12 protein-coding genes are annotated in these 13,556 nt (G+C 70.2%); 6 read left to right on the forward strand and 6 right to left on the reverse strand.

All coding sequences use genetic code 11. The features are described from left to right. Positions 1 to 320: 320 nt before the first annotated feature. The 5 genes from dnaA to mutM form a co-directional block, all read right to left on the reverse strand. The gene (gene dnaA, locus CKO28_RS08425; RefSeq protein WP_200340190.1) at positions 321 to 2,003 is read right to left on the reverse strand and encodes a chromosomal replication initiator protein DnaA; all 1,683 of its coding nucleotides are present in this window, start codon (positions 2,001 to 2,003) and stop codon (positions 321 to 323) included. 713 nt (positions 2,004 to 2,716) lie between these two features. Further along, complete coding sequence (rpsT, locus tag CKO28_RS08430; RefSeq protein ID WP_200340191.1) at positions 2,717 to 2,980, reverse strand: 30S ribosomal protein S20; 264 nt, start codon at positions 2,978 to 2,980, stop codon at positions 2,717 to 2,719. 258 nt (positions 2,981 to 3,238) lie between these two features. Continuing rightward, positions 3,239 to 4,015, reverse strand: a complete 777-nt coding sequence (locus CKO28_RS08435) for an enoyl-CoA hydratase (protein WP_200340192.1) — start codon at positions 4,013 to 4,015, stop codon at positions 3,239 to 3,241. A 112-nt stretch (positions 4,016 to 4,127) separates the two neighbouring features. Continuing rightward, positions 4,128 to 4,547 (reverse strand): hypothetical protein, encoded by a 420-nt coding sequence (locus CKO28_RS08440; protein ID WP_200340193.1) that lies wholly within the window; start codon positions 4,545 to 4,547, stop codon positions 4,128 to 4,130. Between the two features lie 14 nt (positions 4,548 to 4,561). Beyond that, positions 4,562 to 5,404 carry a bifunctional DNA-formamidopyrimidine glycosylase/DNA-(apurinic or apyrimidinic site) lyase gene (gene mutM, locus CKO28_RS08445; RefSeq protein WP_200340194.1) on the reverse strand — a complete coding sequence of 281 codons (843 nt, stop codon included), beginning with the start codon at positions 5,402 to 5,404 and terminating at the stop codon, positions 4,562 to 4,564. Positions 5,405 to 5,536: 132 nt separating this feature from the next. Here mutM and ubiE point away from each other — a divergent pair, with 132 nt between their 5' ends. The 6 genes from ubiE to CKO28_RS08475 all read left to right on the forward strand — a co-directional run bounded on the left by ubiE (position 5,537) and on the right by CKO28_RS08475 (position 12,308). Further along, positions 5,537 to 6,385, forward strand: a complete 849-nt coding sequence (ubiE, locus tag CKO28_RS08450; RefSeq protein WP_242480430.1) for a bifunctional demethylmenaquinone methyltransferase/2-methoxy-6-polyprenyl-1,4-benzoquinol methylase UbiE — start codon at positions 5,537 to 5,539, stop codon at positions 6,383 to 6,385. A gap of 9 nt (positions 6,386 to 6,394) precedes the next feature. Further along, positions 6,395 to 7,957, forward strand: coding sequence for a 2-polyprenylphenol 6-hydroxylase (gene ubiB / locus CKO28_RS08455; protein WP_200340196.1), 1,563 nt, complete (start codon positions 6,395 to 6,397; stop codon positions 7,955 to 7,957). A gap of 470 nt (positions 7,958 to 8,427) precedes the next feature. Beyond that, positions 8,428 to 9,669 carry a bifunctional phosphopantothenoylcysteine decarboxylase/phosphopantothenate--cysteine ligase CoaBC gene (gene coaBC, locus CKO28_RS08460; RefSeq protein ID WP_200340197.1) on the forward strand — a complete coding sequence of 414 codons (1,242 nt, stop codon included), beginning with the start codon at positions 8,428 to 8,430 and terminating at the stop codon, positions 9,667 to 9,669. Between the two features lie 92 nt (positions 9,670 to 9,761). Next, entirely contained in the window at positions 9,762 to 10,217 is a 456-nt protein-coding gene (locus CKO28_RS08465; RefSeq protein WP_200340198.1) for an RrF2 family transcriptional regulator, read from the forward strand. Between the two features lie 189 nt (positions 10,218 to 10,406). Beyond that, on the forward strand, positions 10,407 to 11,447 hold the full coding sequence (gene cysK / locus CKO28_RS08470) for a cysteine synthase A (RefSeq protein ID WP_200340199.1): 1,041 nt from the start codon (positions 10,407 to 10,409) through the stop codon (positions 11,445 to 11,447). A 33-nt stretch (positions 11,448 to 11,480) separates the two neighbouring features. After that, positions 11,481 to 12,308 carry a HesA/MoeB/ThiF family protein gene (locus CKO28_RS08475; protein ID WP_200340200.1) on the forward strand — a complete coding sequence of 276 codons (828 nt, stop codon included), beginning with the start codon at positions 11,481 to 11,483 and terminating at the stop codon, positions 12,306 to 12,308. 190 nt (positions 12,309 to 12,498) lie between these two features. Here CKO28_RS08475 and CKO28_RS08480 read toward each other — a convergent pair whose 3' ends face one another. Then, positions 12,499 to 13,416: a transglutaminase family protein gene (locus tag CKO28_RS08480; protein WP_200340201.1), complete on the reverse strand. Its 918-nt coding sequence runs from the start codon at positions 13,414 to 13,416 to the stop codon at positions 12,499 to 12,501. Between the last annotated feature and the right edge of the window lie 140 nt (positions 13,417 to 13,556).

Genomic DNA, 13,556 nt, shown 5'->3' on the forward strand with positions numbered 1-13,556 from the left:
CCGGGCGGCCTTCGGCCGCCGGCACGGGCCCGCGAATCGGCCGGCAACCATAGCACAGCCCGCGCGGTGCGCCTAATCATGATCGCGCCCGCGCGGGCGCGCGCGAGGCTCTCGATGGCGGCGGCACGCCATCATCCCCTCTCCCTCGAGGGGAGAGGGACCGGACGTGGCACCCTGCGCACGGGCATCGACGGGCCGTAGGGTGGGATAGATTTGCCGGGTGTGGGCGCGCGGCGGCCGTGGTTCCACCTCCCCTAACCGCTCCTCCCACGTGGAGGCGGGGGATTATCGGGGCGCGGTTGAGGCCGCTTAACCGTCCCTCAGCCCTGCAGCATGCGCTTCAAGAGGTCCACGTCCTCGGCGAAGGCGGCGTCGCCGGCGCGCAGTTCGTCGACCTTCTTGACCGCGTGCATCACGGTGGTGTGGTCGCGGCCGCCGAACTTGCGGCCGATCTCGGGCAGCGAGCGGGCGGTCAGGGTCTTGGCGAGGTACATCGCCACCTGCCGGGGCCGGGCGACCGCGCGGGCCCGCCGGGCGGAGGCCATGTCGGAGATCCGGACGTTGTAGTGCTCGGCGACCTTCTTCTGGATCTCGTCGATCGTGACCCGCCGGTCGGAGGCGCGCAGGATGTCGTGCAGCACCTCCTGGCAGGTCTCCAGCGTGATCTGCCGGCCGACCAGGGTGGCGTGCGCCACGATCCGGTTCAGCGCGCCTTCCAGCTCGCGCACGCTGGAGGTGATCTTGTGCGCCAGGAACTCCATCACCTTGGTCGGGATCGCCACGCCCATCTGGTCGGCCTTGGCCTGCAGGATCGACAGCCGCAGCTCGTAGGTCGTCGGGTGGATGTCCGCGACCAGGCCCCAGCCCAGGCGCGAGCGCATCCGTTCCTCGACGCCCTCCAGGTCGGACGGGCTCTTGTCGGCGGAGATCACCACCTGCCGGTTCTGGTCGACCAGCGCGTTGAAGGTGTGGAAGAACTCCTCCTGGGTCGCCTCGCGCCCGCCGATGAACTGCACGTCGTCGATCATCAGCACGTCGACCGAGCGGAACTGCTCCTTGAACGCCATGGTGTTCTTCGTGCGCAGGGCGCGCACGAACTGGTACATGAACTTCTCGGCCGAGAGGTAGATGATCTTCTTGTGCGGCTGGCGGTTGTGGATGTGCCAGGCGATCGCGTGCATCAGGTGGGTCTTGCCGAGCCCGACCCCGCCATAGAGGAACAGCGGATTGAACGGCACCACGTCGGCGTCGCCGACCCGGCGCGCGGCGGCATAGGCCAGTTCGTTCGGCTTGCCGACGACGAAGTTATCGAACGTGAAACGCGGGTCCAGCGGCGCGGAGATGTCGCCGAAGCCGCCCTCCCGGCTTTCGTACAGGCCAGCGTCGCCGGAGTCGCGCACGGTCGAGGCGTCGCGCACGGTCGAGGCGTCGCGCATCTCAACCGGGTGGGTCGCCTGGGAGGGCGCAGCGGGCGCCTCGGCCACGCCGGAGTCGCCGGCCGTGCAAGCCGGGGCCGCGCCAAGGTTGGCCGGGTCGCCCGCGGCCGTGTCGCGGGCATCCCGGTCGCCGCCGGCCTCGAAACCGTTCTGGGGCCGGCTGCCGTTCGGCTGGTTGGCGCCGACCGCCTGGGCGCCGCGGCCGGTGCGCTCGGGCGCCTGGACGACGATCTCGACCGCGCCGATCTGGGCATTCTCGCTGGCCCACAGGGCGCGCAGCCGGTCGGCGTAGTTGGAGGAGACCCAGTCGCGCATGAACCGCGTCGGCACGGCCATGCGCACCGTCTGGCCGCGCTGCCCGTTCAGGGTCAGGGGCTTCAGCCAGGAGCGGAAGGCGGCCTCGCCGACTTCCTGGCGCAGCCGGCCGCGCACCCGCGCCCACTGCTCGTTCAGCGACCCGCCGGCAGCCGTACCGGCCCCGGTCGCCTGACGGTCGCCTGGGAACCCGGTGTTCGTCGCATGCGTGCTGCCGGCGTTCTGCTGCGCCGGACCGGACGATTGTGTCATGCCGCCTCGTGTGTCCCCAAAAAAGCCGTGACGCGAGGTCCCGATCGACGCGGATCGTTTCCGCATCCGGCAAGCCGACCGTCGCTCCCCGGACGGCGGCCAACGTAAGCTCACTTGGGCGGCGCGTGACCCGTCGGTTCAGGGGAACCGGCCTGCCACCGCCCGCCCTCGCTCAGTAGATTCAAGGAAATGATAAAAGGGGCTTAAGAGTCGAGTCCAAAAAACGGCCCGGCATGCAATCAAAACAAAACCAATATTTAGACACAATCCACCGATACCCAATTGTATTGGGCGTTTACCAATAAAAGACTGGTCTTCGAGAGTCCCTTGCGGGGGAGTGTAACTTACCGGTCACGCGCCGGTAAGGCAACGGGACCGAATATAGAACGCGCGCCCGGCCTGCGCGAAACCCGCCGCAAGCTGGGATACGGGCTTGAAAACACGCCCGAAAAAAATCTCACCCCCCGAACCAAGCTACAGTCGGGCCAAGCGACAGTCGGGCCAAGCGGTCGTCGGACCCGCCAGGCGGCTTGGCACACGCCGCCGTCGGGCGCCCGGGTCCGCTGGGGCACGCTGGCGCGATACGGACCCGGGACGCAAATAGCCGGCGAACCTCCGGGGCACCGACCCCGGCGATCGCCGGCCGAATTGTGCGTCGCGCAGAGCGCGGACAGGACAGCGGCCCGCGCGGGCGCCTGCTTCAGGCCAAGGCGTTAGGCAAGGGCCTTCACGCGCTGGCTCAGGCGGCTGATCTTGCGCGCCTTGGTGTTGCGGTGGATCACGCCCTTGTTGACGCCGCGCGCGAGCTCGGGCTCGGCCTGCTTCAGCGCGTCCTGGGCGGCGGGCTTGTCGCCGCGCTGGATCGCGGCCTCGACCTTCTTGACGAAGGTACGGATGCGGCTCTTGCGGGCGTGATTGATCGCGTAGCGCCGCGCGTTGCGACGGATGCGCTTCTCGGCCGACTTATGGTGCGCCATGGCTGATCTATCGTGCTCTTGCGGTTCGGGTAGTGCGCTGTGGCGGCGGGTTATATCGGCGCCGTCCGGCGCCGTCAAGCCGATGCAAGGCGCGGGCGGTCGGGATGCGCGGGCTCGGCCAACTGACCCCCTCCCCCTCCACTGGAGAAGGGGCGAGGGGAGGATGTGCCATGGGTCCATGCCGCGGGCAACCTCCTCTCCCTGGCCCTTCCCAGTGGCGGAGAGGGAACCACCCCGGCGCTGGCGCGAAAACGCCCCTTACCGGTGCTGCCAGTCGGGCTTGCGCTTGTTGACGAAGGCGTCCATGCCCTCCGCCCGGTCCCGGGTCGCGAAGGTGCTGTGGAAGCTCCGCCGCTCGAAGCGCACGCCCTCGCGCAGCGTGGTCTCGAAGGCGATGTTGACCGCCTCCTTGCAGCGCTGGGCGATCGGCAGCGACATGCCGGCGATCGTGCCGGCGGTCTTGAGCGCTTCGTTCTTGAGATCGGAGGCCGGGACGACCTTGGCGACCAGGCCGGCGCGCTCGGCCTCCTCGGCGTCCATCATCCGGCCGGTCAGGCACAGCTCCATCGCCTTCGCCTTGCCGACCGCGCGGGTCAGGCGCTGCGTGCCGCCGGCCCCTGGGATCGTGCCCAGCTTGATCTCCGGCTGGCCGAACTTCGCCGAATCGCCGGCGATGATGATGTCGCACATCATCGCGATCTCGCAGCCGCCGCCGAGCGCAAAGCCGGAGACCGCCGCGATCACCGGGGTGCGCAGGTCGGCCAGGACCTCCCAGTCGTCGGTGATGAAGTCCTCGGCGAACACCTGATCGTAGGTCTTGTCCTTCATCTCCTTGATGTCGGCGCCGGCGGCGAACGCCTTCTCCATCCCGGTCACCAGGATGCAGCCGATGTTCGGATCGTTATCGAACGCGCGCGCGGCCTCGCCCAGTTCGCGGACCAGCTGGGCGTTCAGCGCGTTCAGCGCATCCGGGCGGTCGAGCGTGATCACGCCCACCCGGTCCTGCGTGTCGACCTGGATCAACTCGTAGCTCATCGAATGCGCTCCTCTCGGCTGGCTCGGGTCGGTGATGGCAAGGGGCGGCGCTTTGCCCTCTCCCTTGAGGGGAGAGGGACCCCACCGCGATCCTCCCCGTGCCGCGCGCCGGCTAGCGCGGCTGCAGGGTGTAGCGGACCGTCAGGTCGCCGTCGGCGCCCAGGTAGTCGATCTCGAGCTCCTCGTCCTCGCGGGCGAAGCGGTCCGGGCCCAGGCGCTGCCAGCCCAGCTGCGGCAGGGTCTGCCGGTAGAAGCGGCGCACGGCCGCGGTTGCGACCGCGCCGTGGGCGTAGGCCTCGACGATCCGCCCGGAGGGCTTGTCGAACGCCATGCCGGCGGCGGTGACTTCTTCCAGCCCGTCCATCAGCGGCAGATCGGCCACGTCGGCGACGTAGCGGTCACTCGCCTGCGCGGCCGCCGGCCAAGGGACCGCGAACGCGAGCAGCCCGGCCACCAGCAGCGCCGCGCACGCGCGCACGCACCCAAGGGAACGGCGGTTTCGGCAGGCGGAGCGGAGGCGGCGGGCGGTCATGCTCCTGCGATAGCCTATCGCTGCCGGCGCGGACAATAAAAAGTCGAGCGGTTGGACTGCACGATCCGCCGGATGCCGCCGGTATCCGCGACCCGGCAGTCGCAATCCGGGCAGGGGTGGCCTTGCTTGTCGTAGACCGCCCAGTCGTGCTGGAAGTAGCCGAGCTCGCCGGAAGCCTGGCGGTAATCCCGAAGCGAGGAGCCGCCGGCGGCGATCGCGCGCCGCAGCACCCCGCGGGTGGCGTTCGCCAGCCGCTCGGCGCGCCGGCCCTGCACGGTGTGCGCCTGGCGCCGGGGCGACAGCCCGGCGACGTAGAGCGCCTCGCAGACGTAGATGTTGCCCAGGCCGGCGACCGTCTTCTGGTCGAGCAAGGCCGCCTTGATCGGCGTGCGCCGGCCGGCCAGCCGGGCGGCCAGCTCCGGCCCGTTGAACGCGTTGCCGAGCGGCTCCGGCCCGAGGCCGCGGAAGTGCGCGCTGTCCTCGATCCCGTGTGCCGGCAGCAGGTCCATGAAGCCGAACCGCCGGGGATCGTTGAAGCGCACCTGGCAGCCCTGGTCGGTCAGGAAGACGACGTGGTCGTGCGGCTCGAACGGCGCGTCGGGATCGGCCGCGACCGCCAGCCGCCCGCTCATGCCAAGATGCATCAGGAGCACCCAGCCGTCGTCCAGGTGCGCCAGCATGTACTTCGCGCGGCGCTCGATCCGCGCGATCGTCCGGCCCTCCAGCCGCGCCACGAACCGGTCGGGCAGCGGCCAGCGCAGGTCCGGCCGGCGCTGGATCACGGACGCCAGCCTGCGCCCCTCCAGCCAGGGCCTGAGGCCGCGGCAGACGGTTTCCACCTCGGGCAGTTCGGGCATCGGGCTCAGCTGTCGTGATGGATGGGGTCGTGGTTGGCGGTTCGGCGACGGTCGCGGGTCGCACGCCGGCGCGCCCGAAATCTGGCGCCCTGCGGCGCGCGCGCACAGTAGCGTGCGCGACGCCACCGCGCTATGGTCCGCGCCATGATGCGCGAGGATCCTTCCGACAGCGAATTCCACGAGGCGGCCGACGCCGCCGCGGACCCAAGCGAGCCCCGCGGGCGCCGGCGGTTTTCCGCGGGCGCCCGGGCTTCGTTCGGCTACCGCGATGTCGGCGCGGCGGAAAAGCAGGGGCTGGTGCGCGGCGTGTTTTCCAACGTCGCGCGCTCCTACGACCTGATGAACGACCTGATGAGCGTGGGCGTCCACCGGCTGTGGAAGGACGCGTTCGTCGACTGGCTGAACCCGCGCCCCGGCTGGACCGTGCTGGACGTCGCCGGCGGCACCGGCGACATCGCCTTCCGGGTGCGCAAGCGCACCGGCGACAACGGCCGCGTGGTGGTCTGCGACCTGACCCCGGACATGCTGAAGGTCGGCCGCGACCGGGCGGTCGACAAAGGCGTCCTGTCGGGCATCGACTGGCTCGCCGGCGACGCCATGAGTTTGCCGGTCAAGAGCCGCACGGCCGACGCCTACACGATCGCCTTCGGCCTGCGGAACGTCACCCACATCGAGGACGTGCTGGCGGAGGCCTACCGGAGCTTACGCCCCGGCGGGCGGTTCATGTGCCTGGAGTTCAGTCAGGTCGTGCTGCCGGTCTTGGACCGGGTCTACGACCTCTACTCCTTCAACGTGCTGCCGCGGATCGGCCAGCTGGTCGCGCGCGACCGGGAGAGCTACCAGTACCTCGTCGAATCGATCCGCCGCTTCCCGCCGCAGGAGGAACTCGCCTCGATGATGCGCGCGGCCGGCTTCGAGCGGGTGACCTACCGCAACCTCTCCGGCGGCATCGCGGCGATCCATTCCGGCTGGCGGTTGTAACCCCGCTTCATGCTGCGCGCCGCCCGCTCCCTTCTCCGGCTGCTGACGATCGCCCGCACGCTGGCCCGGCACGACGCGCTGGCGGTGCTGGAGATCGCCGGGGTGGCCAAGCCCGTGGTCTGGGCCGCCCGGCAGGTCAGCCGCCGCCACGTCGCCGGCCGGCCGGGGCAGAAGCTGGCGCGCGCGCTGTCCGACCTCGGCCCGTCGTTCATCAAGCTGGGACAGTTCATTTCGACCCGCTCCGATCTGATCGGGGAGCAGGTGTCCGAGGACCTGGCGGAGCTGCAGGACCACCTGCCGCCGTTCGACAGCGCGACCTCCCGGCAGATCGTCGAGGACGAGCTGGGCGGACCGGTCGAGACCTTCTACCGGCAGTTCGAGGCTCCCAAGACCGCCGCCTCGATCGCGCAGGTCCACATGGCCGTCACCACCGACGGCCGCGAGGTCGCGGTCAAGGTCCTGCGCCCGGGCATCGAACGGGCGTTCGACCGCGACCTGGACCTGTTCTACTGGCTGGCCGGGCTGGTCGAGCAGGCGCAGCCCAAGCTGCGCCGCTACAAGCCGGTCGCGATGGTGCGGCTGTTCGAGGAGCAGGTCCGCTTCGAGATGAACCTGTCGATGGAGGCGGCCGCCGCGGACGAGCTGGCGGACAACTTCAAGGACGATCCCAGCTACAACGTGCCGCCGATCGACTGGGCGCGGACGTCGCGCCGGGTGATGACCCAGGGCCGGATCGACGGCATCCCGATGGACGACCGCGACGCCCTGCTGGCCGCCGGGCACGACCTCGACGACGTGCTGGAGAAGGCGGCGGCGATCTTCTTCCGGCAGGTGTTCCGCGACGGCTACTTCCACGGCGACCAGCACCCGGGCAACATGTTCGTCGACGCCGACGGCAACATCGTCGCGGTCGACTTCGGCATCGTCGGCCGCCTGACCCGGCACATGCGCTACCTGCTGGCGGACATGCTGCTGGCCCTGCTGCAGCGCGACTACATGCGCCTGGCCGAGGTGCAGATCGAGGCCGGCTACCTGCCCGCACCGGATTCCGAAAGCCCGTCGGTCGAAACCTTCGCCCAGGCGCTGCGCAGCGTCTGCGAACCGGTGTTCGGCAAGCCGCTGAACGAGATCTCGTTCGCCCGCGTGCTGGGCCAGCTGTTCACCCTGTCGGAATCCTTCTCGCTGCAGATGCAGCCGCAGTTCCTGCTGTTGCAGAAGAACATGATGATGGCCGAGGGGGTGAGCCGCGCGCTCCGGCCCGAGATCAACACCTGGACGCTGGCGCAGCCGCTGATCGAGGAGTGGATGCGCCAGAATCGCGGGCCGCAGGCGCGCCTGGAGCAGACCGCGCGCGACTGGGCCAAGATCGCCGGCCGGCTGCCGGAGACGATCGAGCGGGCCGAGCGGATCGTCCAGGAGATCGAGAGCGGCGGCGGCCTGAAGGTCCACCCGGAGACCGCCCGCGCCATAGGCGGCAACCGCGGCCAGGGCTGGATCAAACTAGCGCTCGGCATGTCCGCCGGCGCGCTGGCACTCGCTGCCTTCGCGCTGGGTGTGGTGGTCGCGGGGTAGGATCTTTGTTCCCTCTCCTCCATTGGAGACTTTTGCACGGGCGCTTCAGCCCCCGTCAGCGATGCTTCGAGACGCGGCCTTAGCAGGCCGCTCCTCAGCATGAAGCTCTATATCTTATTGTAAAACCTATAACTTCATCCTGAGGAGCTTTGCATAGCAAAGCGTCTCGAAGGATCGCTGACGGCAATACACACGGCCGTGCAAAAGTCTCTCCATTGGGAGGAGAGGGCCAGGGAGAGGAGGATGCCCGCGGCGTCGATGCCCGGGTCCCTCCTCCCCTCGCACCTCCTCCCACTGGAGGAGGGGAATTCGTTTTGGGCGCGCCCGCACAGCCTCTCCGTGCCCTCTGTGTCTCTGTGGTGATTCTTCCCTTCCTTTCCCAGCCGCCCCGCCCGAAAAACCGCACGCTGCGGTGGACATTAACCCGCGCCTGCGCTATTTACGCCTGAGTATGGTGGAATAGGGCCGCGATGGCGCAGGAACCGTCGAAAATCGAGGCGTTGGCGGGCCGGCGGGTGCTGCTCGTGGTAACCGGCGGGATCGCCGCCTACAAGGCGCTCGAGCTGATCCGGCTGCTGCGCAAGGCGGGCGCCGGGGTGCGCTGCGTGCTGACCCGGGCGGGGTCGGAGTTCGTCACCCCGCTGTCGCTGCAGGCGCTCAGCGGCGACAAGGTCTATTCCGATCTGTTCTCGCTGACGGATGAAAGCGAGATGGGGCATATCGAGCTGTCGCGCGCGGCCGATCTGGTGGTGGTCGCGCCGGCGAGCGCGGACTTCCTGGCCAAGATGGCCCACGGGCGCGCCGACGACCTGGCGTCGACCGTGCTGCTCGCCACCGACAAGGAAACGCTGGTCGCGCCATCGATGAACGTGCGGATGTGGCAGCATCCGGCGACCCAGGCGAACCTGGCGACGCTCCGCCAACGCGGCGTGCGTTTCGTCGGGCCGGACGACGGCGACATGGCCTGCGGCGAATACGGCCCCGGCCGGATGGCGGAGCCGGCGGCGATCCAGACGGCGATCGCCGGCTATTTCGCGCAACCCCGGCCGCTCGCCGGGCGCAGCGCGCTGGTCACCAGCGGGCCGACCCACGAGCCGATCGATCCGGTGCGCTACATCGCCAACCGCTCGTCCGGCAAGCAGGGCCACGCGATCGCTAGCGCGCTCGCCCGCCTCGGCGCGGCGACCACGCTGGTCACCGGGCCGACCGCGCTGGCCGATCCGGCGGGCGTCACCGTCCGGCGCGTCGAGAGCGCGCGCGACATGCTGGCGGCCTGCCGGGACGCGCTGCCGGTCGACGTCGCGGTCTGCGCCGCGGCCGTCGCCGACTGGCGGATGGCCGAGGCGGCAGCGCACAAGATGAAGCGCGGCGACCAGGCGGAACTCAGCCTGCGCCTGCAGCAGAACCCGGACATCCTGGCCGCCCTGTCGGCCGCGGGCAACCAGCGCCCGGCGCTGGTCGTCGGCTTCGCCGCGGAGACCGAGCGGGTGGTCGAGCTGGCCCGCGCCAAGCGCGCGCGCAAGGGCTGCGACTGGATCGTCGCCAACGACGTGTCGGCGGAGACCGGCACCTTCGGCGGCGACGACAACACCGTCCACCTGATCGCCGGCGACGACACCGAGACCTGGCCGCGGATGCGCAAGCAGGACGTGGCCGACAAGCTGGCCGAGCGGATCGCCGAGCGCCTGGGCGCGGCGGCGGAGCCGAGCTAAGCGTGCGCCCGGAACGCGCGACCCGGGAGACCTGACACCGCCGGCGCCCGGTCAAAGGGGCCCGGCCGACGCTGGAAACGGAAAGACCTGAAATGCTGCGCCTGTCCAAAAAGCTGCTGTTCGCGATCGAGGCCGTGGTCGACATCGCCTACAACGCCGGGCCGGAACCGGTGCGCTCCAGCGAGATCTCGGAGCGCCAGGGCATCCCCCGGCGCTACCTGGAACAGGTGCTGCAGCAGCTGGTCCACCACAACGTCCTGGCCGGCCAGCGCGGCCCGCGCGGCGGCTACCGCCTGGCGCGCGAACGCCGGCGGATCACGGTCGGCGAGATCATCCGGATCGTCCGCCAGCTGGAGGGCACACCCGATCCGACCAGCGAGGCCGGCGGCAGCCAGATCGGCCTGCGCGTGGTCCGGCCGATCTGGCAGGACATGCAGAACGAGATGATGGCCCGCTTCGATGCCATGACCATCGAGGAACTCTGCGACCGTGCCCGCCAGGAAGGCATCCAGTCGGAGGCCCAGCAGGTCCCCGACTTCTCAATCTAGCCGTGGGCGAGTCACGGCGGCTCCTTCCTCCCCTCCTGCACGTGGGAGGCGGGGCGAGGCGGGTCGTTTGTGGCGGAGCGGGAGACGCGACCCCCGTTTTTCTTTGCAACGCCCGGGGCCGCGTCCCTATATCCCCTGATGCACCGTGGAACAGCGGATAACCACACGCTTGAGGGAGGAATCGTCCCCATGGCCGACCGTCAGGCCGCCCGCGCCGACAGCGCCGCCCCGTCGAACGACCAGACGCCCGACCGCGACACCGCCAACCGCCAGACCGCGCCCGGCCCGCGCGCGCACGGGCGGATCTACGATTCGGTGCTGGACACGATCGGCGCCACCCCGCTGGTCCGCCTGCCCCGGCTGACCGCGCGCTATCAGGTGGGCGCCGAGCTGCTCGGCAAGTGCGAGTTCCATAACCCGCTGTCCAGCGTGAAGGACCGGATCGGCCGGGCCATGATCGAAGCGCTGGAAGCCGAGGGCCGGCTGGACTCGGACACCGTCCTGGTCGAGCCGACCAGCGGCAACACCGGGATCGCGCTCGCGTTCGTCTGCGCGGCCAAGGGCTACCGCCTGATCCTGACGATGCCGGAGACGATGTCGGTCGAGCGGCGCAAGATGCTGCGCCTGTTGGGCGCGGAACTGGTGCTGACCGACGGCAGCCAGGGCATGCGCGGGGCCGTCCAGCGCGCCGAACAACTGCTGCACGAGCTGCCCAAGGCGGTGATGCCGCAGCAGTTCCGCAATGCCGCCAACCCGGAAGTCCACCGCCACACCACCGCCGAGGAGATCTGGGCGGACACCGGCGGCGCGGTCGACGCGATCGTCAGCGGGGTCGGCACCGGCGGCACCCTGACCGGCGTCGGCGCGGTGCTGAAGCAGCGCAAGCCCGACCTGCAGATGATCGCGGTCGAGCCGGAGGACAGCCCGATCCTGTCCGGCGGCCCGCCCGGCCCGCACAAGATCCAGGGCATCGGCGCCGGCTTCGTGCCGGAGACGCTGGACCGCGAGATGATCGACGAGGTGATCCGGATCGGCAACGACACCGCCTTTGCGATGGCGCGCGAGGCGGCCAGCAGCGAGGGCCTGGCGGTCGGCATTTCCTCCGGGGCGGCGCTCGCCGCCGCGATCGAGGTCGGCCAGCGCCCGGCGATGCGCGGCAAACGCGTGGTCACGATCCTGCCCTCGGCGGCGGAGCGCTACCTCTCGACCCCGCTGTTCGAGGGGATGTAGCCGCGTCCCGGCTGCGGGGTTACCTTCGTGGGCATGGACTTCACCGACCAGCAGATCGACCGTTACGCCCGCCACCTGGTGCTGCCCGAAATCGGCGAGGACGGGCAGCACCGCCTGCTCGGCTCAAGCGTGCTGGTGGTCGGCGCGGGCGGCCTCGGTTCGCCGCTGCTGAGCTATCTGGCGGCCGCCGGGGTCGGTCGGCTGGGCGTGGTCGACGACGACCGGGTCGACCTGTCCAACCTGCAGCGCCAGGTGATCCACGGGACCGGCGACGTCGGCCGGCCGAAGGTCGACAGCGCGGCCGCGCGGCTGCGCGCGCTCAACCCCGAGATCGCGGTCGAGACGCACGACCGCCGGGTAACCCGCGACGGCCTGCTCGAGTTGATCGGGCAGTACGACCTGGTCGCCGACGGCTCCGACAACTTCGCCACCCGCTATCTGCTGAACGACGCTAGCTACCTGGCGGGCCGGACGCTGCTCTCGGCCGCGATCATGCGCTTCGACGGCCAGCTCGCGACCTTCAAGGCGCACCTGCCCGACGCCCGGGGCGGCGGCCCCTGCTACCGCTGCGTGTTTGGCGCCCAGCCGGCCGACCCCAAGCAGTCCTGCGCCGACGTCGGCGTGCTCGCGATGCTGCCAGGGGTGATGGGCACGCTGCAGGCGACCGAAGTCGCCAAGGAACTGCTCGGCGTGGGCGACAGCCTGTCCGGCCGGCTGCTGCTGTACGACGCGCTCGCCACCGGCTTCCGGTCGATCAGGACCCGCCGCGACCCCGCCTGCCCGCTGTGCGGCGAGGCGCCCAGCATCCGGTCTCTCGACGACGTCAGCTACGGCGACACCGACCCGCTGTGCGTGGCGTGACGCTGGCTTGATGAACGGGCGAACGTTGCCCCAATCCCCTCTCCCTTGACGGGAGAGGGAGGGGCCCGCGAGCCGTAGGCGCGTGGGAGGGTGAGGGTGGGACTCCCCGGTGGTATCCGGGGAGTCCCACCCTCACCTGCCCTCTCCCCTCAAGGGAGAGGGACCCGCCGATACGCCGTGCGGACCGGCCCTACTTCCCACTCACCGGCTCTTCGGGCTCGCTCGTCACCTCGACCGCGACGTCCATGTCCACGTAATCGTCGGGATAACCGGTAAAGCTCCCCTTGAGCGGGACGGCCTGATACGGGTCGCGGGCGACGCCGACGCGGATCAGGTTGCCGCCACCGACCAGGCCGTTGGTCGGGTCGTATTCGACCCAGCCGGCGCCCGGCAGGTAGACCTGCACCCAGGCGTGCGTCGCGCCGGAGCCGGACAGTTCGCTCTGACCCTCGTTCCGGCGCGCGGGGTCGCGGGCGGGGTCGTACAGATAGCCGGAGACGAACCGGGTCGCCAGCCCGAGCGCCCGCAGCGCCTCCATCATCAACAGCGCCAGGTCGCGGCACGATCCGGTGCCCAGATCCAGCGTCTCGACCGGCAGGCGGGTGCCGATCGCATAGCGCCGCTCGTAGCCGAAGTCGCGCGCGATCGCCCGGGTGATCTCGCCCAGCAGCAGGTTGGTGTCGACCGGGCCGCCGCGGTCCTCCAGGAACCGTTTCGCCCACGCATCGATCTTGTGCTCGGGGTCCGGGTAGTGCCGCTCGGTCAGGCGCTGCAGGTCCGGGCTTTCCTCGGCCGGATAGGAGAACGGGTAGGTCCGGGCGTGCGGGGCGATCGGGAAGGTGGCGCTGTCGCTGCCGTAATGCTCGATGTCGATCGTGCTCTCGAAGGTGAGCGTGTCGCTCGGCTCCTGCGGGGTGGCGATCGCGATCGAGTTGGAGAACACGTCGTGCAGCCAGCGCACGTCCGCCTTGGGCGAGATGCGCAGCCTGGTCGCGGTCAGCCGCAGGTCGTGACTGTCCCGCGGGCGGAACATCAGCCGATGTTCGCCGAAGCTGACCGGGCGCTTGTAGCGGTAGGTCGTGGTATGCCGGACGCGCAGGCGTTTCATGGGCGAGCGGCTTTATCCGGCTGAGCCCAGGGTGTCAAAGACCTGGGTCGGGTTCGTCGTGCGCGCGGTGCGCGAAATCCCCTCTCCCTTGACGGGAGAGGGCGGGGCCCGCCGGCCGAAGGCCGGTGGGAGGGTGAGGG

Origin of the sequence: Rhodovibrio sodomensis (assembly GCF_016583645.1) — a bacterium.
GTDB lineage: Bacteria > Pseudomonadota > Alphaproteobacteria > Kiloniellales > Rhodovibrionaceae > Rhodovibrio > Rhodovibrio sodomensis.

Bases quoted from the DNA above. Each gene is read 5' to 3' on its own strand.
- ubiB (WP_200340196.1), top strand. From the start codon at position 6,395: ATGCTGCGCGCCGCCCGCTCCCTTCTCCGGCTGCTGACGATCGCCCGC.
- CKO28_RS08480 (WP_200340201.1), bottom strand. From the start codon at position 13,416: ATGAAACGCCTGCGCGTCCGGCATACCACGACCTACCGCTACAAGCGC.
- CKO28_RS08475 (WP_200340200.1), top strand. From the start codon at position 11,481: ATGGACTTCACCGACCAGCAGATCGACCGTTACGCCCGCCACCTGGTG.
- cysK (WP_200340199.1), top strand. From the start codon at position 10,407: ATGGCCGACCGTCAGGCCGCCCGCGCCGACAGCGCCGCCCCGTCGAAC.
- CKO28_RS08465 (WP_200340198.1), top strand. From the start codon at position 9,762: ATGCTGCGCCTGTCCAAAAAGCTGCTGTTCGCGATCGAGGCCGTGGTC.
- mutM (WP_200340194.1), bottom strand. From the start codon at position 5,404: ATGCCCGAACTGCCCGAGGTGGAAACCGTCTGCCGCGGCCTCAGGCCC.
- dnaA (WP_200340190.1), bottom strand. From the start codon at position 2,003: ATGACACAATCGTCCGGTCCGGCGCAGCAGAACGCCGGCAGCACGCAT.
- CKO28_RS08440 (WP_200340193.1), bottom strand. From the start codon at position 4,547: ATGACCGCCCGCCGCCTCCGCTCCGCCTGCCGAAACCGCCGTTCCCTT.
- ubiE (WP_242480430.1), top strand. From the start codon at position 5,537: ATGGTCCGCGCCATGATGCGCGAGGATCCTTCCGACAGCGAATTCCAC.
- coaBC (WP_200340197.1), top strand. From the start codon at position 8,428: ATGGCGCAGGAACCGTCGAAAATCGAGGCGTTGGCGGGCCGGCGGGTG.
- rpsT (WP_200340191.1), bottom strand. From the start codon at position 2,980: ATGGCGCACCATAAGTCGGCCGAGAAGCGCATCCGTCGCAACGCGCGG.
- CKO28_RS08435 (WP_200340192.1), bottom strand. From the start codon at position 4,015: ATGAGCTACGAGTTGATCCAGGTCGACACGCAGGACCGGGTGGGCGTG.